The 23,213-nt window shown below is 63.2% G+C and carries 19 protein-coding genes; 11 read left to right on the forward strand and 8 right to left on the reverse strand.

The genetic code is table 11. The annotated features are described in order from the left end of the window. Positions 1–20: 20 nt before the first annotated feature. From ASD07_RS11495 to ASD07_RS11545, 11 genes are all read left to right on the forward strand, one after another. The gene (locus tag ASD07_RS11495) at positions 21–2,186 is read left to right on the forward strand and encodes a 4Fe-4S binding protein (protein ID WP_055929668.1); all 2,166 of its coding nucleotides are present in this window, start codon (positions 21–23) and stop codon (positions 2,184–2,186) included. Between the two features lie 4 nt (positions 2,187–2,190). Beyond that, positions 2,191–3,468 carry a nitrous oxide reductase family maturation protein NosD gene (locus ASD07_RS11500; RefSeq protein WP_082507265.1) on the forward strand — a complete coding sequence of 426 codons (1,278 nt, stop codon included), beginning with the start codon at positions 2,191–2,193 and terminating at the stop codon, positions 3,466–3,468. Then, entirely contained in the window at positions 3,449–4,369 is a 921-nt protein-coding gene (locus tag ASD07_RS11505) for an ABC transporter ATP-binding protein (RefSeq protein ID WP_055929674.1), read from the forward strand. Before ASD07_RS11500 ends, ASD07_RS11505 begins: the two co-directional genes overlap by 20 nt. Then, positions 4,353–5,177: an ABC transporter permease gene (locus ASD07_RS11510; RefSeq protein WP_055929677.1), complete on the forward strand. Its 825-nt coding sequence runs from the start codon at positions 4,353–4,355 to the stop codon at positions 5,175–5,177. Before ASD07_RS11505 ends, ASD07_RS11510 begins: the two co-directional genes overlap by 17 nt. Next, the gene (locus ASD07_RS11515) at positions 5,174–5,695 is read left to right on the forward strand and encodes a nitrous oxide reductase accessory protein NosL (protein ID WP_055929680.1); all 522 of its coding nucleotides are present in this window, start codon (positions 5,174–5,176) and stop codon (positions 5,693–5,695) included. Before ASD07_RS11510 ends, ASD07_RS11515 begins: the two co-directional genes overlap by 4 nt. Before the next feature lie 38 nt (positions 5,696–5,733). Next, entirely contained in the window at positions 5,734–6,057 is a 324-nt protein-coding gene (locus ASD07_RS11520) for a cytochrome c5 family protein (RefSeq protein ID WP_055929683.1), read from the forward strand. A 2-nt stretch (positions 6,058–6,059) separates the two neighbouring features. Continuing rightward, positions 6,060–7,118 (forward strand): FAD:protein FMN transferase, encoded by a 1,059-nt coding sequence (locus ASD07_RS11525; protein WP_055929686.1) that lies wholly within the window; start codon positions 6,060–6,062, stop codon positions 7,116–7,118. Next, the gene (locus ASD07_RS11530; RefSeq protein WP_055929689.1) at positions 7,075–7,386 is read left to right on the forward strand and encodes a cupin domain-containing protein; all 312 of its coding nucleotides are present in this window, start codon (positions 7,075–7,077) and stop codon (positions 7,384–7,386) included. The genes ASD07_RS11525 and ASD07_RS11530 overlap by 44 nt, the downstream gene beginning before the upstream one ends. A 68-nt stretch (positions 7,387–7,454) precedes the next feature. After that, a complete protein-coding gene (locus ASD07_RS11535; protein ID WP_055929691.1) occupies positions 7,455–8,033 on the forward strand; it encodes an MEDS domain-containing protein in 579 nt (192 codons plus the stop codon). A gap of 7 nt (positions 8,034–8,040) precedes the next feature. Next, a complete protein-coding gene (locus tag ASD07_RS11540) occupies positions 8,041–8,409 on the forward strand; it encodes a YbaN family protein (RefSeq protein WP_055929694.1) in 369 nt (122 codons plus the stop codon). Beyond that, the gene (locus ASD07_RS11545; protein ID WP_082507267.1) at positions 8,402–10,273 is read left to right on the forward strand and encodes a hypothetical protein; all 1,872 of its coding nucleotides are present in this window, start codon (positions 8,402–8,404) and stop codon (positions 10,271–10,273) included. Before ASD07_RS11540 ends, ASD07_RS11545 begins: the two co-directional genes overlap by 8 nt. 1 nt (position 10,274) lies before the next feature. Here the strand turns inward: ASD07_RS11545 and ASD07_RS11550 are convergent, their stop codons facing one another. The 8 genes from ASD07_RS11550 to ASD07_RS11585 form a co-directional block, all read right to left on the reverse strand. Continuing rightward, positions 10,275–12,404: an alpha-amylase family glycosyl hydrolase gene (locus ASD07_RS11550; RefSeq protein ID WP_055929700.1), complete on the reverse strand. Its 2,130-nt coding sequence runs from the start codon at positions 12,402–12,404 to the stop codon at positions 10,275–10,277. A gap of 111 nt (positions 12,405–12,515) precedes the next feature. Next, entirely contained in the window at positions 12,516–13,808 is a 1,293-nt protein-coding gene (locus ASD07_RS11555; protein ID WP_055929702.1) for an FAD-dependent oxidoreductase, read from the reverse strand. Positions 13,809–13,813: 5 nt separating this feature from the next. Continuing rightward, positions 13,814–14,128, reverse strand: coding sequence for a hypothetical protein (locus ASD07_RS11560; RefSeq protein ID WP_055929705.1), 315 nt, complete (start codon positions 14,126–14,128; stop codon positions 13,814–13,816). A 115-nt stretch (positions 14,129–14,243) separates the two neighbouring features. Continuing rightward, positions 14,244–15,518, reverse strand: a complete 1,275-nt coding sequence (locus ASD07_RS11565) for an HD-GYP domain-containing protein (protein WP_162246551.1) — start codon at positions 15,516–15,518, stop codon at positions 14,244–14,246. A 119-nt stretch (positions 15,519–15,637) separates the two neighbouring features. Next, positions 15,638–18,586: a TonB-dependent receptor gene (locus ASD07_RS11570; protein WP_055929709.1), complete on the reverse strand. Its 2,949-nt coding sequence runs from the start codon at positions 18,584–18,586 to the stop codon at positions 15,638–15,640. A 126-nt stretch (positions 18,587–18,712) separates the two neighbouring features. Beyond that, positions 18,713–20,536, reverse strand: coding sequence for a glycoside hydrolase family 28 protein (locus ASD07_RS11575; protein WP_055929711.1), 1,824 nt, complete (start codon positions 20,534–20,536; stop codon positions 18,713–18,715). A 35-nt stretch (positions 20,537–20,571) separates the two neighbouring features. After that, the gene (locus ASD07_RS11580; protein ID WP_055929714.1) at positions 20,572–21,783 is read right to left on the reverse strand and encodes a DUF4861 family protein; all 1,212 of its coding nucleotides are present in this window, start codon (positions 21,781–21,783) and stop codon (positions 20,572–20,574) included. 9 nt (positions 21,784–21,792) lie between these two features. Beyond that, positions 21,793–23,196, reverse strand: coding sequence for a glycoside hydrolase family 105 protein (locus ASD07_RS11585; protein ID WP_055929717.1), 1,404 nt, complete (start codon positions 23,194–23,196; stop codon positions 21,793–21,795). Positions 23,197–23,213: the final 17 nt, after the last annotated feature.

Genomic DNA, 23,213 nt, shown 5'->3' on the forward strand with positions numbered 1-23,213 from the left:
CCCGAAAGGGCGGTTTATCCATGCTGTATCGACTGATTTCCCTGCTTTGGGCGGCGCTGCTTGCGTTGGTGTGCGCAGCGCCCGCCTCGGCCACTTCGATGTACAACACCGTGCTGTCCGCGGGGTTGCTGGGTGGCCCCGATTTGTGTGCCGAAGCGCCGTGCAGCGACGTGCTGCCTGCCGCGACGGCGTTTTCCAAGCGCAAAGGCGCGCCGGCCTACGTTGAAGGCTACGCGCTGGAGCAGGGCAGGCAGAAGGTGGTGGGCTACGTGTTCCTGTCCACCGATGTGGTGGACATTCCGGCTTACTCGGGTAAGCCGGTTGTCACGCTGATCGGCATGGATGCCAAAGGTTTGATTACCGGGGTGCGCATCCTGAAGCACTCCGAACCGATTTTGTTGGCGGGCATTCCGGAAACTGTGCTGACGAAGTTCGTCAGGCAGTACCTGGGCAAGCCCGGCGACGCCAAGCTGGAACTCGGTCTTGGACGTGATGGTGGTGATCTTGATGCGATCAGCGGGGCCACCGTTACTGCCATAGCCGAGAACCAGACCATTGCGCAAAGCGCGTATGAGATAGGCAAGCAGGTGGGCATCTTCAAGGGGATGGTCAAACCGCGCGTACATTTCACGCAGCTGCGCGAACGTCTGGACTGGACCGCGCTCGTCAAGGAGGGCGCGGTCCAGCATATGCGCGTGGAAAGCGCGGATGTGGGCCTGCCATCCGGCGGCAAGCCATATATGGACCTGCACTTCGGCTACCTGAATGTGCCGACCATCGGCATCAGCCTGCTCGGCGAACGCAATTACCAGCGCCTGATGCAGGACCTGAAGGAAGACGAGCACGCAATCTTCATCATCGGCACCGGCCTGGAATCGTTCAAGGGTTCCGGCTTTGTGCGCGGCGGTATTTACGACCGCATCCAGGTGCGCCAGGATGCGGACCGCTTTACCTTCCGCGATACCGATTACCTGAACCTGTATCACCTGGAGCCGGCCGATGCGCCGGAATACAAGGAATCGGCGATCTTCATCGTCCGTTCCGCAAATTTCAACCCTGCGTGGCCGTGGCAACTGAGCCTGCTGGCCAATAAGCTGGACATGCAGACCCACGCCAAGGTGTTTGTCCACTTTGACGAAGAATACTGGACTCCGGCGCGCTACCTGGAAGGCGGCCGCCCGAAAGTCGAGCGTCCGGTGCCGGCCTGGAAATCGGCCTGGCTGGCGCGCAAAGGCGAAATCACCTTGTTCGTGCTGGCGCTGCTGGCTACGGCCGGCTTGTACTCGCAGCGCGAGCGCCTGGTGCGCGCCTCGAAGCGCAAGAGCAAGCCGCTGATCAGCATTCCGCGCACCATGCTGTGGCTCATCGCGGTCGGCTTCTTTGGACTGTACCTGAAGGCGCAGCCTTCAATCACCCAGGTGATGACCTGGTTCCATTCCCTGGTCTACCAGTGGAAGTGGGAGCTGTTCCTGTCCGACCCGTTCACCTTCATCTTCTGGTGGTTCATGGTGGTCAGCGTGGTGCTGTGGGGGCGCGGCCTGTTCTGCGGCTGGCTGTGTCCATTCGGTTCGCTGCAACACCTGGCCCACAAGCTCGGCACCCTGATTGGACTGGGCCGCTTCCAGGGCCTGCTGCCCAAGCGCGTGCACGACAAGCTGAAATGGGTGAAGTACGGCGTGTTCGCGGTGCTGGTCGGGGTGTCGTTCTATTCGATGGAACTGGCAGAGCACCTGGCGGAGATTGAACCGTTCAAGACCACCTTCCTGGTGGGCGTACTGAATCGGGGCTGGCCGTTCTCGGCCTTCGTGGCGGTCATTCTCGGCATTTCAATCCTGAGCGAGCGGCCATATTGCAAGTACATTTGCCCGCTGGGCGCCGGCCTGGCCGTGCCGAGCTTCTTCCGCCTGTTTGGCCTGAAGCGCAAGCAGGAGTGCGTGACCTGCACCGCATGTGCCAAGGGGTGCGGCTCGCATGCTATCGATGCGCAGGGGCGCATCGACCAGAAGGAATGCCTGCTTTGCCTGGACTGCATGGTGATGTACTACGACGACCATGCCTGCCCGCCGCTGGCCAAGGAGCGCAAGACGCGCGAGAAGAACGGCCAGCCGCTGACGCCTATCGATGAACGCGGCTACTTTATTTCGCTGGATGCGGTCCGCAGTGAGCTGAAAAGGAAGGCAGGGTAAAACCATGAGTGTCCTCAGGGTTTGCGCGGCCGCCCTGGCTGCGCCCGCGATGCTGGCCTGCGCCCCGGCAGGTGCATACGCGGCCGTGCTGCAGGTGCGCGCCGGCGAATCGATCGCCGCTGCCGTCGGCCAGGCACATCCCGGCGACACTATCCAGGTCATGGCCGGTACCTACGCAGAACGCATCCTGATCGACAAGCCGCTACGCCTTGAGGGTATCGGCAAGCCGACCATCGCCGCCGGCTACAAGGGGGACGTGATCCGCGTCAGGTCGGCTGACGTATCGATCCGCGGCTTGATCGTGCGCGACAGCGGCACCGACCTCGGATCGCAAAATGCCGGCATCTACGTCATGCCAGGCTCCGACCGGATCGTGATCGCCAACTGCGACCTGGTCACCAACCTGTTCGGCGTCTGGCTCGAGCAGTCGCGTGACGCCATCCTGCAGGGCAACCTGATTACCGGCCGCCGTGACCTGATGTCGCAAATGCGCGGCAACGGCATCCAGGTCTACAACACCGACGACACGCAGGTGATCGACAATACGGTGAGCTACGTGCGCGACGGCATCTACGTCGACTACTCGCGCCGTGCCACCTTCCGCGGCAACACCGTGCATCACGTGCGCTACGGAACGCACTATATGAACACCCACAACAGCACGTGGGAAGGCAACACCGTGTACCAGAGCCGCGGCGGCCTGGCGCTGATGGAGGTACGCAGCCTCACGGTGCGCAACAACGTCGCCTGGGGAAACGAAGACCACGGCATCATGCTGCGCACCATCCAGGACTCGGTCATAGAAAACAATATCGTGGCCGGCAATGGACGCGGCTTCTTTATTTACGACGCCGAATTCAATTCCCTGCGCGGAAACCTGGTAATCGGCAATCGCACCGGCGTGCACCTGACGGCCGGTTCCAGCAACAATGCTGTGGATGGAAACGACTTTATCCACAATGCCGAACAGGTCAACTTCGTAGCCTCGAAAGACGTCGAATGGGGGCGCAGCAAGGGCAATTACTGGAGCAATTACAGCGGCTGGGACCAGGACAACGACGGCAACGGCGATGTGCTGTACCAGGCCAACGACGTGGTCGATCGCCTGCACTGGCAATACCCGCTGCTCAAGCTCCTGCTTAGCAGTCCGGCCGTACAAACGCTGCGCTTGGTGTCGCGGCAATTTCCTTTGCTGCGCGCGCCGAGCGTGATCGACAAGCACGCCCGTATGCAGCCCTGGAACACTGATTGGAGAAAATGGCATGGACGACAAGCTGATTGACTTGCGCGCCGTGGGCAAGCGTTATGGGGCGCTGCAGGCGGTCGATGGCGTCGACCTGTCCGTCGGGCGGGGCCGCATGGTGGGCCTGATCGGGCATAACGGCGCCGGCAAAAGCACACTGTTCAAGATGATGCTTGGCTTACTGGAGCCGACTTCGGGCGAAGTACGCATCTGCGGCGTACGCACCAATGATGGCGCCTTCCGCGATGTGCGGCGCCGTATCGGCTATCTGCCGGAGAGCTTTGTCGCCTACGACAACCTGACCGGTCTGGAACTGCTGCACCTGTTCGCGGATTTGAAGAAAGTCGCGCGCGGCGCCTGCTGCAATGTGCTGGAGCGGGTGGGCCTGTCGGCGGCGGCCGATCGCCGTGTTGGCGGCTACTCCAAGGGCATGCGACAGCGCCTGGGCTTTGCACAATTGCTGCTTGGCGCACCGCAACTGGTCTTCCTTGATGAACCGACCAATGGCCTCGATCCGGACGGCATCCACGATTTCTACCGCATCCTGCACCAGCTGCGAGAAGAGGGCGCCACCATCGTCATCACTTCGCACATCCTGGCCGAGATCCAGGAGCGGGTCGACGAACTGGTGATCCTGAGCGGAGGCCGCATTGCGGCGCAAGGAACGCTGGCGCAACTGCGCGCCGGCGCAGCCATGCCTGCCGAAATCCGGCTGGTGGCGCGTCCAGGCGCTACCGGCCGCGTAATCGCCGCGCTGCGCGGCCACCAGGTGCGCGTGGAGCGCGATTGCATCCGCGTTCCTTGCCCGCCGCGCCAGAAAATCCAGATGCTGCAGCTGATCTCGACGCTCAGCGACGCCATCGATGACGTGGCGATCCATGAGCCGTCGCTGGAAGACCTGTTCTTCGGCATGGGAGGCCGTCATGCACGCGCGGCTTGACTGGTCGGCCGCTGCCACCATCGCTGCGCGCGAATTCCGCGACCGCCTGCGCAACCGCTGGGTGCTGGCGGTGGCGCTGGTGTTCGCCGTGTTTGCGCTGGCGATTGCATGGTTCGGCATGGCGCAGCAGGGAAGTGTGGGCTATCGGGGTATCGACGTCACCATCGTCAGCCTGTCCAGCCTTGTCACCTACCTGGTGCCGCTGATTGCGCTGCTGCTGGGCTACGACGCGATTGTCGGCGAGCGCGAACGCGGTTCGCTGGAACTCCTGCTGTCGCTGCCAATCACCCGCTTTGAACTGCTGCTGGGGAAGTTTGCCGGTCTGGCGGCTGCGCTGGCTGCATCGACGGCACTGGGCTTCGGCGCGGCCTTGCTGGCCCTCGCCAACCAGCTCGACGCGCGCGATGCCGTGCATTTCTTCGGCTTTGCCGGCAGCGCCATCCTGTTGGGACTGGCCTTCCTCAGCATGTCGCTTTGCCTGTCGGTGCTGGCGCACAACCGCATTCGCGCCAGCGGTCTGGCGATCGGCCTGTGGTTCCTGTTCGTGCTGGTGTTCGACATGGTGCTGATGGGCGTCCTGGCGCTGTCGCAGGGTGCCCTGGACAGCAGCGTCTTCGGCGCCTTGCTGATGCTCAATCCAGCCGACGTGTTCCGCCTGCTGAATATCTTCAGCTCCGAGCAGGTGCAGGGCCTGTACGGCCTGGCGACCGTGATGCCGGAGCATTTGACCAGCCCGGCGCTGCTGGCTGGCGTAATGCTGGCCTGGATCGCCGTTCCCTTTGCCATCGCCAGCTGGAGATTCAAATGAAGTGCAAGCGAAATGCCGCTGCCCTTGCAGCGCTGCTGCTGTTGCTTGCCGGCTGCGGCGATGCCGTGCGTTCGCTGGCTGCTGGCGAGCCGGCGGACGATGCGGTTTGCGCGCTCGATGGCATGAGCCTCAAGGATTATCCCGGCCCGAAGGCGCAGATCGTGTTCAGGGACGGCCGCATCGACTACTTCTGCAGCCTGTCGGAATTGTTTGAGGTCCTGTTTGGCGACGATGGCCAGCGCGGCATCGGCGCCAGCTATGTGCAGGACATGGGCAAAGCCGATTGGAGCAAGCCGCGCGGGCATTGGATCGAGGCCCGCAGCGCGTTCTACGTGATCGAGAGCCGCGCCCAGGGCGCTATGGGGCCAACCATCGGCACCTTCGCCGGTAAAGAGGATGCGCAGGCCTTCGCTGCGCGAGAAGGCGGCCGCGTACTCGATTACAGCCAGATCAAGCCGGGTGTGCTCAAACCGGGCACCAGGCCGGGCCATGATGCGCATGACGATTCCATGCGCTGAGTATTTTTTTTCACCCACCAACCAAGAGGAAGACAAGCATGAAAGCATTTACCAAGCTGACCGTCGCTATCGCTGCCGCCGTCCTGGCGCCTGCGGTTATGGCCGCCGCACCTGCCAAGGGCGCCGGCATCAGCGGCGAGAAGATCTATTCCGCCAACTGCGCCTCCTGCCACGCCGCTGGCGTGCTGGGCGCACCTAAAGCCGGCGATAAAGCCGCGTGGGCCCCGCGCGTCAAGCAGGGCAAGGAAGTACTGTACACCCATGGCCTGAACGGCTTCAAGATGATGCCTGCAAAAGGCGGCAATCCCGGCTTGAAAGATGATGAGGTGAAGGCCGCCATCGACTTCATGGCCAAGAGCTGATAATGCAGCGCCGACGGCTGTTGGCTTGCACCGTGCTGCTGCCTTTGCTGGCAGCTTGCACGGCCAGGGATGAAGTGCACCGCGTGCAGGGCCATGTGTTCGGCACGCAGGTGGAGGTAAGTATTTACGGGCCATCCGAAGCTGAGGCGCGCGAGCAGGGCGCTGCCGTGCTGCGCGAATTCGACCGCCTGCACCACAAGTACCATGCCTGGCAGCCAAGCCAGCTGACGGCGCTGAACGATGCTATCGCTCGCGGCGAGGCCTTTGACGCAGACGATGAGATGGTGGGGCTGTTGCGCTCCGCCGCCGAATTGTCGGCGCGCTCCGGCGATACGTTCAACCCCGCCATCGGCCGCCTGATCCGGCTGTGGGGTTTCCAGAAGAACGATATTACAGCGGGCGGTCCGCCGTCGGCGGAAATCGAGAGGCTGGTCAAGGCCAATCCGCGCATGGCGGACTTGCATTTCGAAGGGAACCGCATTACTAGCAGTAACCGCACCGTCATGCTGGACCTGGGCGGCTACGCTAAAGGCTATGCATTGGACCGGGCGGCGCAGATCCTGCGCCAGGCACATGTCAAGGCGGCATTGGTCAACGTCGGCGGCAACGCGATCGCGCTTGGCCAGCCGGGCGAGCGGCCGTGGATGGTCGGCATCCGCAATCCGCGCGGGCCGGAGACGGTGGCGCGCGTGGCCCTGCACGACAATGAGGCAATCGGCACCAGCGGCGACTACGAGCGCTACTTCATGAAGGAGGGCAAGCGCCACGCCCACATCATCGATGCCCGCACCGGACAGACGGTGGACCTGGTCGCTTCCGTCACCATCATTGCCTCCGGCGGCGCCGACGCAGGTTTGCGCTCGGATGGCAATTCCAAGCCGCTGTTCGTGGTTGGCCCGCAGGGCTGGTGCGATATGGCGCAACGACTCGATTTGAAAGAAGCCATGCTGATTGATGCCCAGGGCGAGGTGTATGCTACGCCTGCCATGACGGCACGCACCGACCAGGGAAAAGAGAATGGGAAATCTGTACGAGGATGCACTGCCGCCCGCAACGGGTGAGCGCTTCGATACGCTGCTGTCGCACCGGGGGCTGGTTATCGAGCGCATTGTCAGCACGGCGAAGATCGCATCGCAGGAATACGTGCAGGAACAGGACGAATGGGTGGTGCTGCTGACGGGGGAGGCCATGCTGGACGTGGCCGGCAGCAAGGTAGCGCTGAAGGCCGGCGATTACCTGTTCCTGCCGGCGCGCACGCCCCATGCCGTCCTGCAGGTTTCCGATGGCGCCTTATGGCTCGCGGTGCACCTGCACGGGCGCAGCGCGTGACAAAGTGCGCATCTTTTGGTAATCCTGATCTGCTACTCTTGGTTGCTTTACTCCTGGAGCCAACAGAAATGCAGTCAACGCAGCAGCAGGAAGCGATAGAGGAATTCTGGCAGCATACTTCGCACTGCGACCACGTGGTGCAGATGTACGAGAATGAAGACGTTTTCCTCGACATGCTGGAAGTCTTTGTTGCGGAAGGTTTCCGCAAGAACGACGCCGTCGTCATCATCGCCACGCCGGAACACCGGGCTGCGCTGGCAGAGCGGCTGGAACGCAGCGGCATCAATGTCGCAGCGGCGGCATCGAGCGGACAGTTCATCGTGCGCGATGCCCGCGACTGCCTGGCGCGCTTCATGTTCGATGGCTGGCCGGCTGAATCGCGTTTCAACGAGATGATTGAAGAATTGCTGGACAAGGCGCGCGAAAAGCACCCGACGGTGCGGGCATTCGGTGAAATGGTGGCCTTGCTGTGGGAGGAAAAGCTGTATCGCGCGACCATGCGCCTGGAGCATATGTGGACGCAATTGTGCCAGCGCGAATCCTTCCCCCTGTTCTGCGCCTATCCGAAGGCCAGTTTCGATTCCGCCGACCCGGCAGATTGCCGCGAAGTGCACAACGCGCATACCAGGGCCTGCCCGCCGCTATAATGGGGCGATGAAAATCGTCCTGGTCACTTTCGGCTGCCTGTTCATGGTCCTCGCGGTCCTGGGCGTGTTCCTGCCGCTGCTGCCCACCACGCCCTTCCTCCTGCTGGCGTCGGCCTGCTTCGCCCGCAGTTCGGACAAGCTGCATCATTGGCTGCGCAACCACGGCCGCTTTGGCCGCTACCTGCGCGACTATGAGGACGGGCGCGGCATCCCGTTGCGCGGCAAGGTGCTGGCGATGGCGATGATGTGGCCGTCGATGTTCTATTCGATATACAGGGTGCCCTTTTTCTCGCTGAAGGTCATGCTGTTCCTGGTTGCCTGCGGCGTGACGGTTTACCTGTGGCGCCTTCCCACTTCCCGTGCGCTGGATGAATAAAAGGAGTTTGATTGCGGCCGCAGCTGCGCTGCTGCTCTCCCAGGCCGCCTTTGCCGCCAAATGGGAGGTCATTGCGGGCGCGCCGATGGCCTTGCGCAGCGAGCGGATCGACGCGCCGCGCGGTATTGCGGTGGGGCTGGACGACACCGTCTATTTCACCGACGGTGCGACAGTCAGGGCCTTAAAGCCGGAGGGCAAGCTGGTAATTTTGGCCGGACGCTTCATCGCGCCGGCCGGTCTGGCCGTGAGCGCGGATGGCACGGTCTATGTAGCCGATGCGGGCAACCATGCGGTAAAGGCGATTTCACCGGCGGGCGAGGTGCGCACCGTTGCGGGCCAGGCAGGAACCGCCGGACGCAATGACGGCAAGGGCATCGCGGCCCGCTTTAACCAGCCTGCTGGCCTGGCACTCGATCGGGCGGGCAGCCTCCTGGTGGCCGATGCAGGCAATCGTGCGCTGCGGCGCATCTCGGCCGACGGTGTCGTCAGTACGGTGGCCCAGGACTTGCCATTTCAACCGCAGGGCATAGCGCTCGATGCACGCGACGGCGTCGTATTGTCTGACGCGAGCAATGCGCTGCGCGTGGCTGCCGACGGAAAATGGCAAGCGCTCGATGTGCAATCGAACACTGTGACAGCCCAGGGCGAGGAATGCCTGCGCGGCAAATGCCTGCGGCGCTACCAGGCGCCCAGCATGCCGGCTCTTGCGAAAGGGCGCGCAATGCCCGCGGGACAGCTGGCTGCCGACTCGCAGGGCCGCCTGCTGGCGACCGGGCCTGCCACCGGAACTGTCTATCGGATTGAGCGTAGCGGCATGATCGTGCCGCTGCTGGGTATGGGCGACGTCACGGGAGAACTGTCTGGCGTTGCGCGCGACGGCGAGGGCAGCCTGTACCTGCTGCTGGCAGAGCGCCAGGCGGCAACGAGCTGGGATGCCAGCGGCAAGCTGCAGCCGCTCACCCTGCAATACGCCGCATCGCTGAACCGCGATGGTCCGGCGATGCAGGCCCGCTTCGGCGACATCACCCAGCTTGCAGTGGGCCGCGATGGCGGCTTGTATGTGCTGGACGGCGACCAGTTGCGCCGCATCGACAAGGAGGGCGTGGTACGCACCCTGCTGGAGGCGGGCGGCTTTCGCAAGCTGCGCGAATCGCACACGGCGGCGCAGGTGGATTTGCACGGGTCGATGGTGGCGCGATCAAGCACCGGCGTTTTCGTGACCGCCAACGGCGGGCTGGCCGGCGTCAGTACGGAAGGCATGATCTCCCTGGTCAGCGGTCCGCCGGGCATGACGCCGGAGCAGACCGGCCTGGTTCCTGCCCTGAAGCGCATCTGGGCATATGTCGCGCAGGATGCCGAACCCTTCATGCTGCCCGGTTTGGGCCAGCACAGGGTCGCCGCGGATGCTGGCGGCCAAGCCTGGTATTGCGCCGATAACGTGCTGTGGCGCATTCGCCCGCGCGGTGTGGCGCGCAAGACGGAACTGCAGGGCGCGGACGGTTGCGGCGACGTGCTGGTTGCGCCGAACGACGATGTCTTCATGCTGCACGGTCATTATGTGAGCAGGGTAGGAGGCGACGGCTACCAATTGCTGGCCGCCGGCAGCCGCGAACGCAAAGGCAGCAGCGACGGCGTAAGCCTGCTGGCACGCTTCCGAAACATCACCCATGCGGCGACCGACGCCGGCAGTAATATCTACCTCATTGACGATGGAGTGTTGCGCAGGATATCGGTGAACGGTGAAGTCACCACCGAAGGGAACGGCTTGCAGGAAGACACCGGAAAACTGCGCGCCCTTGCCGTGGACAGGAAGGGCGCGCTATACGTCGCCACTCAGCGTACGATCTTGAAGCTGAAGCCCTGAGTCAAGGCTGCCAGTTCACGTTCACTGTCGCCGTGCCGCTGGCCGGGGTGGTGAAAGTGTGGTTGCCGCCGCCTTCCCACACGGTGGGATTGGCGCTCTTCTTCAGGAACTTGTAGCTGAGCGTGGTGCCGGCCGGCACGCTGACATCGGTGTACCAGTTCGGATAGCTGTAGACCACCTGGTTGAACAGCGGGCCAAGCGGCGCTGCTGCGCTCCAGTTGGCAAGTTCGAACTTATCCCCTGCCAGGTAGACGTTTTCGCCCGACACCGTGGTAGCGTTGCCGACGACGAAACGTACCGTTACCTGCGGGCCGCTGAGGATTTCGAAGTTGTCCCAGCTATCGCTCGTCACAGCGCCTGCAGTAACGATGCTCACGCCGCTCATGCCTGCCGCCACGTTTGGCACCAGTACCTTGACCTGGGTATCTTCCCACAAGAGGATATTGGCGCCGCTGACCACCGTGCTGCCGAATTTCACTGTGCCTTTGGAAGCGCCGAAGCCGCGGCCGTCGATGGTAATGGTCTTGCCTGGCATCGACATATTTGGCCCCACGTGGCCAAGTTTTGGTGAAGCCACTGTAGCGGTGTACTGCCAGAGCGCGACAGCGCCGGCCGCCAGCGTGAAGTTGCCGACCGCGCCGTTGGCCCCGACTGTGATGCTGTTGCCATTGAAGCCCAGGCCATTCAGCACGTCGGTATAGCTGCCTGGGGGCAGGCCGGCGATGAAGCCGCTGATCGGCGTTGCGCTGGACAAGTTGCGGTTGATCGCCACCACGGCCACGTTGTTGCCGAAGCTGCGTTCATAGATCAGCACATCGTTATTGACCCAGCGCTGCTGCGTACTGCCGTAGGCGATGGCGGGATTGGACTTGCGCAGCGGCGCCAGGCGGCCCACCAGTTTATAGGCCGCCGTGGTGGTGGCGAAGGACGTCATCATCGCGCGGTTGTCGGGATCGCCGGTGCCTTGCATGTATTGCTCGGTGCCATAGTAGATGGCCGGCACGCCGCGCGAGGTAAGGGTAAAGGCCAGTGCCTGTTCCAGCTTGCGGCCGCTGGCGCCGGCCACCTGGAAGCGCGGCATGTCGTGGTTGTCGATGAAGGTCACCTGGTCGGCCACGTGGGCGTACTGTCCGGCGGTATCGCTCACCATCTGGTTCAGCGAAGTCATGTTCGCCGAGCCATCCTTGAAGACCTGGCGCACTTTCTGCGCAAACTGGAAGTCCAGCAGGCTCATACCGCTGCGGTTGGAGAAGTAGTGGTTGGCCGGATCGACTTCATTCTCGCTCAGGTACCACTCGCCGAAAGTGAACACCGGCTTGTAGCCGTGGATATAGGACATCAGGCTCTTTTGCCAGCCGAAAGGCATGTGCTTGACTGCGTCCATGCGGATGCCGTCAATGCCCAGGTCCAGCCAGACCTTGATGGCGGCCTTCATGTAGCCGTCAACGGTGGCGTGATTGTGGTTCAGGTCCGCCAGGTCGAACAGGTTGCGGTAAATGCCGCTTTCCAGCGTGGAAAAATCGGTGCCGCCATTATGGTGGAAGTAGCCATTCGGGTCCGAACCGTAGCCCGCCATCAGGGCGCCATTGTCATACAGCTTGCCGTTTTCGCCGAAGGTGGTGTCGCTAGCCGAAGCGGGCGAGGTATGGTTGGGCGCGAAGTCGATGATCACCTTGATGTTGCGGGCGTGGGCCGCGTTGATCATATTGGTGAAATCAGTCATGGTGCCGAAGGCTGGATTGGCGCGTTTGAAGTCGCGCGCCCAATAGCCGTGATAGGCGGTGCTGTTGGTGCCCGAGTAGTTCAGCACGGCGGTGATGTTTTCGACCGGCTGCGAAATCCAGATGGCGGTAATGCCCATGCCGGTCAGGTAGCCATCTTCGATCTTGTTCTGGATGCCTTTCCAGTCGCCGCCGCAGAACAGTTTTTTCTGCGTGCAGCCGGAGCTGAAGGCGCTGCCGGTGGGATTGTTGGCGCTGTTGCCGTCCGCCAGGCGGTCGGTCACGATCTGGTAGATCACGTCCGTGTTGAAGCCTTGCTTGTTGCCGACCGAGGTGTCTGGCGCGGCCTGCGCGTGGATGGCGAATGCGGCCAGGATGGCCGTAGTCAGGGCCTTGCGTTGAGTCTCCATAGTCCTTCCTTTCTTTGTTTGGTCGACAAAGTATGGAGTAGTTTGACTACGTGTACTGTTGCTGTGTGGCGTAAACGCAGCAGAAAAAGCGATAAATTCAAAGTATTTTGACTACATGAATTCCTGTAGTCGGTGCCCCAGGCGCTTGCCGAGTGCAAGCAGCGTGAGGGTGGGCGGCAGGCCCCAGGGGACGGGCAGGACGGAGGCGTCGCAGATGTAGAGCCCGGGCGTTGCTGTGCGCAATTCGCTGTCCACGGACGCCGGGCCGCCTCCGCCCACGGCCAGCGCGCCGCCCGGGTGAGCGGCGAAATGCCAGCTCTGGAATACATGGCGGGCGCCGGCCTGGGACAGGATGCGCCGCGCCATAGCGGTGCCGCGGCGCAGGCGCTCGCGGTCCTCCGTCTGCAGCGTCTTGTCGACCCAGTGCGGGCCGATGCCGCCGCCGGCCTGGTCGCGGATCTTGACCATGATGCTGAGCGTGCGGCGGTGCGCGAACAGGCGGTCAATGCGGCCTACCTGCAGCGCGAAGGCCTGGTACATCGGCCTGGGCAGCGTCAGGTCGGCGAAGGACAGGCCTTCTTCCGGCAGCGCCATGCCGGCAGCCATCGGCACCTCTGCGCCGCCTTCGATATCGTCGAGCGCGCCCATCACCGCCACCACCGGGTCGCTGATGAACGGCAGGCTGCGCGGCGCCAGCCCGGAAGCGTGCAGCAGGCGCGGGCTGCCGATGCCGCCGCCGGCCAATATCACAACTTTGGCCTGGACCGTATGTGCCGCGCCATCGCGCAGGTATTCCACGCCGGTTGCGCGGCCCTGCTCGCGCACGACGCGCATGGCCTGCGCATTGTCCAGGATATGGGCGCCGTGCAGGCGTGCGTCATCCAGCAGGTCGCGCGCAGTCCACTTGGCGCCAAACGGACAGCCATAGACGCAGCGCCAGCAGCCGGTGCGGCAGATGGCGGGGCGGATCATCTTGTCGAGCTTTTGCCAGGGCAGGCCGGACGACAGCGCGGCCTGCATGATGCGCCGGGCCATGGGGCCGAGCAGTTCGTCCGGCAACTGGCCGATCGGGAGCTCGGCACGGCATTCCGCGAGGGAGGGTGCCAGGTCGATGCCCAGCGCCGCGAAGCGTTCGAGCGGGGGCGCGGCGGCGGTGGCGAAATTCAGGGTAGAGCTGCCGCCGGTAGCCAGCCCGCGCACCAGCAGCGATGCATCGCGATGGAGGAAAGCGCCCTTGCCGGGAATGGCGCCGATGCCCGCCATCTGGGCCAGCGTGCCGCGCAAAGGGGCGCCGCTGCCTTGCTCCAGTACCAGTACGCGCTGGCCATGCCGCGCCAGCGACTGTGCGACGCTGGCGCCACCGGGGCCGCTGCCGATTACGATGGCGTCATAGCGCGCTGGCATTGGAATCAGCGGGTCTGCTTGTCGTGCTTCTGGTGGTGGATGGCGGCGCTGTTGCGGTCAGCTTCGCGCTGCAGCTTGTTGCGCTCCTTGCGGGTCACTTTGCCGTCGGCCTTGGCCATTGCTTCGTCGCTGGCCAGCTTGGCTTCGCGTGCTTCCAGGTGCTGCGCTTCCTTGGCGGTCAACTGGCCCGACTCGATGCCTTGCACGATGCGGCCTTGCTGGCGATCTTCGCGCTTGTCGAGGTTAGGAGTGGATTGGGCGAAGGCTGGCAAGACGAAGGCCGATACCAGGACGGCAGCGAACAGCTTGGTGGTTTTCATGGCGTACCCTTTCATTTGTTGGTTTCCGCAAGTCGCGTGGCTGCAGTATATGGCTGGCGGTGCGCGCAAAAAACATCGTGCCATGTAATCGGTGTAAGCATTTGCAACCGTTTTGTTAATGAACTTCAGGGCGCAGGCGCTGCATCAGGTCTTTCAGGGCACCCTGCGACAGGCCGTCAAGCTCCGGCGAACGGCGGTCGATCTCGTTGGCCAGGTCGGCCAGAAGCCAATCCATTTCATCGAGCATGGCGCGCACTTCAGCCAGCACCTCCGGGTCGTCCTGCATCATGGCCAGAATGCTGGTCATATCGTCCGGATTGAAGCCGGCTTGCAGCACCAGTGAGCGGATCGACGCCATGCGCTCGAACAGGAAGGCTATCGGCGAGCCCGGAGAATCGGTGGCGGGGCGCTGTTCCAGCATTGCCCTGAGGTCGAACCAGGCCTGCAGCAAATCCGATAAATGGTTCAGGCGCCGAGACGGATCGGTGGCGGGGCCGGCTTCGGCGGGCTGGCCGGCCTGCGGTTGCAACAGGTCGCGCAGGATGGCCAGTACATCGCCATCGAAACGCGGCTTGTTGATCCGGTACAGCATTTCAAGGCGCTGCATATCGAGGCGGCGCAACACTGTTTCGGTGACATCGGCGGCAGCGACGATGCGTGCCAGCCGGTCGACCTGCGCGCCGTGCAGGGCATGCGGGTAACCGCTGCCGTCCAGCCGTTCATGATGCTGCAGCACGGCTTTGCTGGCGGCGGAGGGAAAGCCCGGCAAGTCCTTCAGCAGCACGTATCCCGTGACAGGATGCACGTGCACGAAGCGCCGTTCTTGCGCCGTGACCTGGTGCGACTGGTCGAGGATGCGCGGATCGGTGTGCATCTCGCCGAAGTCGTGGCACAAGGAAGCCAGCAGCACTGCGGGCAGGCCGGCCGCCGCAACGCCCATGCGCTGGGCGCAGGCGAAGGAGATGATGGAAGTGCGCAGGGTGTGTTCGAACATTTCGGCGTGCTTGTCCGCCATGACGGTCAGGCGCAACTCGACGGTCGAGTGCAGGCGCAGGTTGGCAGTGCAGTGCTTTAACTGGCGCGGATCGCCGGCACGCGAGAGCAGCTGGCGGTAGGTGGCGTCGTGTTCCAGGATGCGGTCGAATTCGATCGCCAGCATGGCGCCATCCACCGCCTTGTCGGAAGACAGTACCTGGTCGAGCGGGGCGGACAGCTTATAGCGGGTAAGCTTTTCGAACTGCTTGCTGTCGATACGGGCGCCCTTGGCCAGCAGCTTGGTGCCGTTGCTGGCATAGATATCCCGGCTGGCAATGACATCGCGCGTGTCGCCCATTTCCGCAACCGAGCGCACGAAATGCGGGCTCTCGCCGGGAACCTCACTTAGTTGCATTTCGCTAGCCAAAACGTCCACCTTGGGGTCAGGAACGAATGTGGACATTCTCGCAGAAAAAAAAAGCCCCGCGCTAGGCGGGGCCGGAAGCAGAGGCGGAGAGACGCCTTTGAAACACCTTAAAACTTGTAGCGCAAGCCGGCCAGGAATTCGCGGCCGGTCACGTTGTTCACCACCACGCTGTTGCGCGCGCGGCTCACGAACTGGTCGTTTTCTTCGTTGGTCAGGTTCACGCCTTCCAGCGTGAATTCCAGCTTGTCGTTGACTTTATACGACAGCGAGAGGTCCACGTTCAGCGACTTGTTCTTGCCTTCGACGTCGTTGTTGTTCTGGCCCGGCACGCGGGTTACGAACGAGGAGCGGGAAGAAGCCGAGATGCGGGCACTGAGCTTGCCGTTGTCGTAGTACAGCGTGGCGTTCCACGAGCGCGGCGACAGGTTCAGCAAGTCGTCGGTAATGCGGGTGTCGCTGGTTGGCGAGACCACGTACTCGATCTTCGACTTCACATGGGTGTAGTTCAGCAGCGTGCCGAAGTCCTTGCCCCACGCTGGCAGGAAGGTGAACGGCTGCTGGTAATTCAGTTCGAAGCCCTTCAACTTGCCGCCATCGGTGTTGATTGGTGCCGTCACCTGGAACACTTCTTCGCCGGTGAAATTGGCCGGCAGCAGCGACATCGGCAGCCCGGTGTCCTTGAACGCGATATTGGTGCGCAGGGACTGGATGTAGGTGCTGATGTTCTTCTGGAACAGTCCCAGGCCGACAAAGGCGTTCTTGCCGAAGTAGTATTCGAGGCTGGTGTCGAAGGTCTTGGCGCGGAAAGGCTTCAGCAGCGGATTGCCAGTGGTGATGCTCGGCGTACCGGTGGTAGCGATGGTGCCGCCCGGCGACAGGTTGTTCAGCTGCGGACGGGTCATCACCTTGGCCGCGGCGAAGCGTGCGATCAGGTCCGGTGTCAGCGTGGCGGCGATGTTCAGCGATGGCAGGGTGTCCGAGTATTCATTGTTGACGGTAACGGCAGTGCCGCCGCCGGCAGCCTGGTAGCCGGTAGCAGAAAGCTCGGTCTTGACGTAGCGGGCGCCGAAGTTGCCGCGCAGGGGAATGGTGCCGAGCTCCGTCTTGAATTCGCCCATCAGGTAGAAGCCTTTGTCTTCCTCGTTGACGGAGCGGTTGTTGCCGCGGGCATTGCCGTTGGTGACGGAGGACAGGGTGAAGTCGCCCGGCCCTCCGGCCGGACCGCTCTTGATGCAGTTGCAGTAGATGTCATACGCCTTGGCGATGGCGTTCAGGTCCGGGATCAACCAGGTGGTATAGGTGCCGGCCGGCAGGTTCTGGCCTTTGCCAAAGCCGCTTAGCGTGGTGGCCAGGTTGCCCGAACCGGAGGGCGGCGCGAAGATGGTGTCGTTCTGGTTCACGCGGCGCGACTCATAGGAATCAAAGTCGTACTTCTTGCGATTCAGGCCGCCCTTGATGGTCAGCGCGTCCGAAGCTTCCCAGGCCAAGTCTACGGTCGCCGTGTCGTTGCGATTGTTGGCGCCCTGCGGGCGGATGCGGATCTCGCTGGTGGTGGTGTTGGCGACGGTGGTCGGCTGGGTGCCGCTGGCAACCTGCGGCACGCCGATAATTCCCATGCTGCCGCCGGCTGCCGGGTCGTACGGCAGCGAAATGATCGGGTGGCGATCATCCTGGCGGAAGTCGATGGCGTAGCCGTTTACGTTCAGCGCATCGAGCGTAGTAGTGGTCTGCACCGGATTGCGGAACTTCGACGTGGCGCGGCCGACGCGTGCTTGCAGTTGCAGGGTATCGGTCAAGCGCTGGTCGAGGGTCAGCGTCGGCTGCGTGAACGTGGTGGACAACTTGTCGAAGCGCGACTCGGCGCGCATGTCGACGCCGTTGAATTTGCCGTACAACAGGTTGCCGTTCGGTGCGTACTGTGCTTCCACTACCGAGGTTTGCGGCTTGCCGCCCTGGCTGGCGGAGCGGCTGAACGAAATCGCTTCCAGGAAGTCTTCCTGGCGCGTCGCATCGAGCTTCGCATACAGCATGTCGAAGGTGACCAGCGAGCCTTGCATAGGGCGCCATTGCACGGCACCGGTCAGGCCTATGCGGTCCTGGTCGTGGGTCAGGCGGCCATAGCGCGGCAGGCGCGGATGGAAGCTATTGGCGTTGCTGGCCAGGTTGTAGGCATCGGTCGCGGCTTGCGATGCAGGCAGGCGTGGCACGGCTTGTGCAGCAGGCCCGCAAGTCGCAGCAGTGGAATTGGACGGGTTGGCGCTCACGCCTTGCGGTGCGCACCAGCCGCCGCTCGACGGGCCGTTGTCCCAGCGCACGGTGGAGAAGCCTTCTTCCAGCAGCTGGCGCTTGGAGAAGGCACCGGACAGCAGCACGCCCACTTTGCGGTCGGCGAAGGTGTCGGACAGCAGGAAAGCTACGCGCGGGTCGGTCTTCTTCGACAGGTCGTTGTACTTGCCTTTGGCGGTGATCGTAGCGTTGAAGCCTTTCAGGTCGAAGGGGCGCATGGTCTGCAGGTCGACGGTGGCGCCCAATGAGCCTTCATCCACGTCGGCGGAGGAGCTCTTGCGCACAGTCAGCGACGAGAACAACTCGGAGGCGAACACGTTGAAGTCGAAGCCGCGCGAGCGGTTGGTGCCGCCGGAGCTGTCGGTGCCGCCGGTGGTGGCCAGCGCTTCCAGGCCGTTGATGCGCACGCGGGTGAAGTCCTGGCCCAGGCCGCGCACGGTGATGCTGCGCCCTTCGCCGGCATCGCGGTCGATCACCACGCCCGGCACGCGCTGCAGCGATTCGGCCAGGTTGGTGTCGGGGAATTTGCCCATGTCTTCGGCCTTGATGACGTCGACGATGCCGTTGTCCTCGCGCTTTTTGTTCAGCGCCGATTCCAGCGCGGCCCGCAGGCCGGTGACGACTACCTTCATTTCTGGTTCTGCTGCCGGCGCGGCCGGTGCGGTGGACTGTGCGTGGGCGAGGCCCATGGCGAGCGCGGTGACTGAGTAAGTGCCGACGAGACGCAGCGCGAACTTGCGCAAGGCCTCGGTTTGATCCGTAAACTTCATGCCATCTCCTGTTTATCGTTGCTGCCGGCTCTTGTAATTGGTCAGGCCGGTTTTGGTATTCTATGCTAATGTTTTTGCAATGTGGTCAGTCCAAATATATTTATTTGCAAAATTGGCCTGTCCAGATCAGGCGTCGGCGGAAAATTCCCCGCTGTAGCGCTTTTCGCCTATGGTGACGTTATCGAGCACAAGTCCGCGTACGTTGTGCAGAAACCACGGTTGCCCGGCATTGCGTGGCGTTCCGAAGTCGCAGTCGCGGATTTTCACGCGCGTGATGGGGGGGATCGCTAAGCCTGCGGCGCCGTTGTAGCTGCCGGCGACGGGGCCGAGCAGCACCATGGCCTGGTAACAGGAGACCTTGCCCTGGGCTGAGTTGACGTTGCCGACTTTGAGGCCTGAGATTTCGATGTCCGATACTTGCGGCGGGCGATTGCGCACGGCGTCGTCCGCTGGCGCGTAATCGCAGTCGATGGTGATTACGGCGCCGGCGCCGGAGGCGACCTGTCCGGATGGCTTGCTGGTGCCGGGCAGCGGCTTGTAGATGCCCGGGCTGGTCTGCACGCCGTTCGGCAGCGTGCAATTGCGCACGTAGAGGTGGCGCAGGAAACCGCCGCGGTTCATGTTTGTTTTCAGGCGAATGGCGGTGTTGAGTGCATCGCTGGCCCAATGCAGGTTCCTGAATTCGATCTGCTCGGCGTAGATGTGCTCAATGCCGCCGGCCATTTCGCTGCCCAGCGTGACGCCGCCATGGCCGCTGTTCATCACGCAATTGCGGATCAGGATATTGCGGGTGGGGCCGTAGTGGGTGTCCTGGTTCTTGCCGGCCTTGATGGCAATGCAGTCGTCGCCGTTGTTGAAGGTGCAGCCTTCCACCAGCACGCCATCGCAGGCTTCAGGATCGAAGCCATCGCTGTTCGGGCCGAGGCTTTGCATGTTCACGTCCTTGAAGTGGACGTTGCGGCTGGCGACCGGGTGGTGCACCCAGAATGGCGCACCGGCGATTTGGTAGCCCTGGAGCAGGACGTTTTCGCACTCGATCAGTTCGACCATGCAGGGGCGCAGGAAGTGGCCGTGGCCGAAAATGCGTTCCCTGCCCGGAATGCCGGCTTCGGAAAGCGCGGGCAGGTAGCGCGAGTCGGTTTGCCAGCGGTTGCCCGGGCCTGCGATCAGGGCGCGGTCTTCCGGTGTGAGGTGCGGCGCGCGCTGGGCGAGCGGGGCGTTGTCCGGGTTGGGGGCGATTTCAGTGCGTTCACGCGCGGGCTTGCCGCGGCCTTTCCAGTCCCACCAGCATTCCTGCGGGTTATTTTCGAATGGGATGCCGCCCTGGCCGTCGAGCACGGAAGTCCAGTCTTCGCCGGTGAGGGCGATATTCTTCTGGCCGTGGGCGTAGACCAGCGGGGAGAAGTTCAGGCAGTCGTTGCCTTGCCAGCGGCTGCGAACCAGCTTGCCGTTCCGGCCGCAGTCGATGTCGCCGTATTTCGCGTAATCGTCCGGATTGGCGCTGAACATCAGGCGGGCGCCTTTTGCCAGGTGCACGTGGACGTTGGAGCGCAGCACGAGCGGGCCCTTGATGTACCACACGCCTTCAGGGATGACGACGCGGCCGCCGCCGGTTTGGTGTGCAGCTGCGATGGCAGCGCTGATGGCTGGGTAGCAGTCATGGCTGCCTTGCGCCGGCGTTTGCAGCGTGCCCGGTTCGAGCGAGGCTATCTGGCCTTGTACGGAGAGCAGTTTGCAGGGCTTGGCGCCATATTTCGTCACCAGGAAATCCTGCTTGCGGAAGGTGAGCGGTGTGGCAAAGCGTGCTGCGATTTCCCTTGCACGCAGCCAGGGACCGCCATTGACCGCTGCCGCCGCGGCGGCAGCGATGCGTGCGAGCGCGGGATGCGACGCAAGCAGCGTGCCGCCAGCGACGGCTGCGCGAAGCACGGCGCGGCGTGAGCGCAACATGTCCACTTTTGTTCCTGACCCCGGAGCGGACATTTTCATTTGGAAACCGCAAGGACAGTGCGCACGGGATTGGCGGCGCGGGCGGCGGCGTTGGCGATGTAGGCTTCCCATTGCTCGCGGGTGGTGATTTCGCCGGCGCGGCTCCAGGCGCCGCCGGCGTAGTAGCGGAATGGCTTGCCTGCCGTTGCCGGGGCGAGGATCAATTCGTTCAAGCTGTCCTCTGCAAAGCCTTGCGCGGTGGGCACGATGAGGGCGGTACCGAAGGCGCCGTTGCTGGACTGCTCGACCCATTGCAGCAATATCCTGCCTTCGCGCCTGGTGGCGATTTGCGGGCTTTGGCCTTTGTCGCTTGGCGTCTTGTTCAGTCCTGCCGCAATGGTCAGCGGCTTCTCGCCTGCATAGGAGAATGTGGATTCGATCATGTCGAGCTGCTGGCCTGCGTCGACGGTGAAGCGCTTGGTTTCCGTGACGGGCGTACCGGCAGCGTCCCACGCGGCGTACGCCAGTTCGAACACTGAACGCACCGGGCCATTGGCCAGTACTTTCCAGCTTGCGTAGTTGGTCGAGACATACAGCTTGCCGCCGTCCCATATGCCGGTACCGCCGGCGCCGCGCGAGCGGCCGACGTTGTACATGTCCATGCCTTCGCCTTCGTCATGGTGGTAGTGGTCGTGGCCTTTGTTGTACCAGCGGTCGACGATAGGGTAGGGCACGCGCTTGAACCACAGGTCCAGGCCGGAGGTCACCAGCACCTCCTTTGCGACGCCGGGCGGCGCCGGGGCGGCCAGGGCGGGGCCGTAGGTGCGGTGGCCGATCTTGTCGTTCTCCCAGCCGAAGTCGTCCAGGCGCTCGGGCACGTAACGGGCGAAGGTTTGCGCGGCGAATACGGGTGCGACGCCGTCGATCTTTTCTACGGTGTAGGTGGCGGACTTTTCGCCTGCCTTGAAGCTGTGCTGGAAAATCAGCTCGCCGTAGGCGATGCCGACGTTCTGCGGATCTTTCGCCTGTGGCGCAACGTTGGTGACCTGGTGCGGCACCACGCGGCCGGAGCCATCGCGCACGGCGATCTTTTGCACCAGTGCGTGCGGCAAGGCCTTGTTCACTTCCGACCATGGCACGCCTACAGTCTCCGAGGGACGCGCGATGTCGAGGTCGTGCTGCAGCGTGATGGTCAGGCGCTCCGCTGCGCTGGCGGCAAGCGCGGGCAGGGCGGCGGCCAGTGCGGCAAGGATGCGGGTGGTCTTCATGGCTGCTCCTTAGTGGTGTTCGCGGTAGTCGGTCTCGCCGCCTTTCGGCAGGTAATGGTAGGTGCGCACGCGGTACTGGATATCGAGCTTGGGATTGGTGACCAGCTTGATCATTTCGGCGCCTGCCAGCAGTACAGGGCCGTAGCCATGCAGCGCGTGTTTGCTGGTCGGGCGGTTGTAGTAGTACACCTGGTCGCCGGCCAGCGTGGTGCCGACGCAAGTGCCTTCCACTTCGCCTTTGTCGGTGACCCTGGTCTGCAGTCCGGCCCAGCCGGCTTGGGCGATGGAACCGTACGGCGCCGGCGAAATCCATCCCTGGTTGACGGCATGCGCAATCACGTAGGTGAAGATGGCCGAAGCCGAGGTTTCCAGATAGGAGTCGTTGCGGTCGATCATCTGGTGCCACAAGCCGCCGCCGGACTGGCGCTCTGCAATGCCTTTCAGCGACAGGCGCAATTGCGCCAGTACTTTCGGATAGCCGGGATGGTCTTGCGGCAGCACGTCCAGCAGGTCGGACATGGCCAGCACCGCCCAGCCGTTGGCGCGCGACCAGTAGAAGTTCGGTGCATCCTTCATGCCGGCGTGCCAGCCGTGGGTATACAAGTTGGTCTGCGGGTTGAACAGGTAGCCGGCCATGTTCAGCACATTGTTCACTGCGTCGTCGTAGTAGGAACGTTTGCCGGTCATGCGCCCCATTTCAGCCAGTGCCGGCACGCCCATGTACAGGTCATCGCCCCACAATGACTCAGCCTGAGGACGTTTGCGGGCCAGGGTGCCGTCTTTCAGGCGGAACTGCTTGTTGGCGACCCAATCGCTGCAGGTGGCGATCATGTCCGACAGGTCGGGGCCGACCTTGGCGGCGCGGGCGCGCATCAGGGCGGCGCACATCGAACCCGAATCATCGAGCGAGCGCGGGTCGAGGAAGCGCGAGAAGCTGTTGGCGCGCTCCAGCTTGAACTGCTTCTCCTGCTCGGTGAAGTAAGGCTTGGTCGCTTTGAAAAAGTTGAAGTGGCGCTCGGTCATGGCGAGGAAATTGCGGTCGCCGGTCGCTTCGGCTGCGCGCAGCAAGCCGGAGTGCACCACGCCCATTTCGTACACCTGGATGCCGAAGTCGCCCTTGCTCGGTTCGAAGATCGCGTCGGCCACCGGGGTTTTCAGGTCGCTGACCGGCGCGCCGGTTTTTTTGTTGATGACGCGGGTCGGGGTCACGCTGTCCATATAGCCGCGCACTTTTTGCAGCGTGCCGGTGATGTCGGCGGCGGTCGGCATCTTGTAGGGCACAGGGTAGCTGCCTTCGCCGGCATCGTTCTGGTTTTTGTTGTCGGGATTGCGGTAGGGGCCATCCGCGTGGGCCGGGTTGAGGACGAACAGGCATGCCAGGGCGGCTGCCAGCAGGGACGATGTCGGCTTCATAGGTCTCCGATGCGACG

The sequence above is a fragment of the Duganella sp. Root336D2 genome (assembly GCF_001425005.1).
In the GTDB taxonomy this organism is placed as follows: domain Bacteria; phylum Pseudomonadota; class Gammaproteobacteria; order Burkholderiales; family Burkholderiaceae_D; genus Rugamonas.

What these genes read in the sequence shown, in the direction of transcription:
- ASD07_RS11495 (WP_055929668.1), top strand. Translation starts at nt 21, where the DNA reads ATGCTGTATCGACTGATTTCCCTGCTTTGGGCGGCGCTGCTTGCGTTG.
- ASD07_RS11500 (WP_082507265.1), top strand. Translation starts at nt 2,191, where the DNA reads ATGAGTGTCCTCAGGGTTTGCGCGGCCGCCCTGGCTGCGCCCGCGATG.
- ASD07_RS11505 (WP_055929674.1), top strand. Translation starts at nt 3,449, where the DNA reads ATGGACGACAAGCTGATTGACTTGCGCGCCGTGGGCAAGCGTTATGGG.
- ASD07_RS11510 (WP_055929677.1), top strand. Translation starts at nt 4,353, where the DNA reads ATGCACGCGCGGCTTGACTGGTCGGCCGCTGCCACCATCGCTGCGCGC.
- ASD07_RS11515 (WP_055929680.1), top strand. Translation starts at nt 5,174, where the DNA reads ATGAAGTGCAAGCGAAATGCCGCTGCCCTTGCAGCGCTGCTGCTGTTG.
- ASD07_RS11520 (WP_055929683.1), top strand. Translation starts at nt 5,734, where the DNA reads ATGAAAGCATTTACCAAGCTGACCGTCGCTATCGCTGCCGCCGTCCTG.
- ASD07_RS11525 (WP_055929686.1), top strand. Translation starts at nt 6,060, where the DNA reads ATGCAGCGCCGACGGCTGTTGGCTTGCACCGTGCTGCTGCCTTTGCTG.
- ASD07_RS11530 (WP_055929689.1), top strand. Translation starts at nt 7,075, where the DNA reads ATGGGAAATCTGTACGAGGATGCACTGCCGCCCGCAACGGGTGAGCGC.
- ASD07_RS11535 (WP_055929691.1), top strand. Translation starts at nt 7,455, where the DNA reads ATGCAGTCAACGCAGCAGCAGGAAGCGATAGAGGAATTCTGGCAGCAT.
- ASD07_RS11540 (WP_055929694.1), top strand. Translation starts at nt 8,041, where the DNA reads ATGAAAATCGTCCTGGTCACTTTCGGCTGCCTGTTCATGGTCCTCGCG.
- ASD07_RS11545 (WP_082507267.1), top strand. Translation starts at nt 8,402, where the DNA reads ATGAATAAAAGGAGTTTGATTGCGGCCGCAGCTGCGCTGCTGCTCTCC.
- ASD07_RS11550 (WP_055929700.1), bottom strand. Translation starts at nt 12,404, where the DNA reads ATGGAGACTCAACGCAAGGCCCTGACTACGGCCATCCTGGCCGCATTC.
- ASD07_RS11555 (WP_055929702.1), bottom strand. Translation starts at nt 13,808, where the DNA reads ATGCCAGCGCGCTATGACGCCATCGTAATCGGCAGCGGCCCCGGTGGC.
- ASD07_RS11560 (WP_055929705.1), bottom strand. Translation starts at nt 14,128, where the DNA reads ATGAAAACCACCAAGCTGTTCGCTGCCGTCCTGGTATCGGCCTTCGTC.
- ASD07_RS11565 (WP_162246551.1), bottom strand. Translation starts at nt 15,518, where the DNA reads ATGCAACTAAGTGAGGTTCCCGGCGAGAGCCCGCATTTCGTGCGCTCG.
- ASD07_RS11570 (WP_055929709.1), bottom strand. Translation starts at nt 18,586, where the DNA reads ATGAAGTTTACGGATCAAACCGAGGCCTTGCGCAAGTTCGCGCTGCGT.
- ASD07_RS11575 (WP_055929711.1), bottom strand. Translation starts at nt 20,536, where the DNA reads ATGTTGCGCTCACGCCGCGCCGTGCTTCGCGCAGCCGTCGCTGGCGGC.
- ASD07_RS11580 (WP_055929714.1), bottom strand. Translation starts at nt 21,783, where the DNA reads ATGAAGACCACCCGCATCCTTGCCGCACTGGCCGCCGCCCTGCCCGCG.
- ASD07_RS11585 (WP_055929717.1), bottom strand. Translation starts at nt 23,196, where the DNA reads ATGAAGCCGACATCGTCCCTGCTGGCAGCCGCCCTGGCATGCCTGTTC.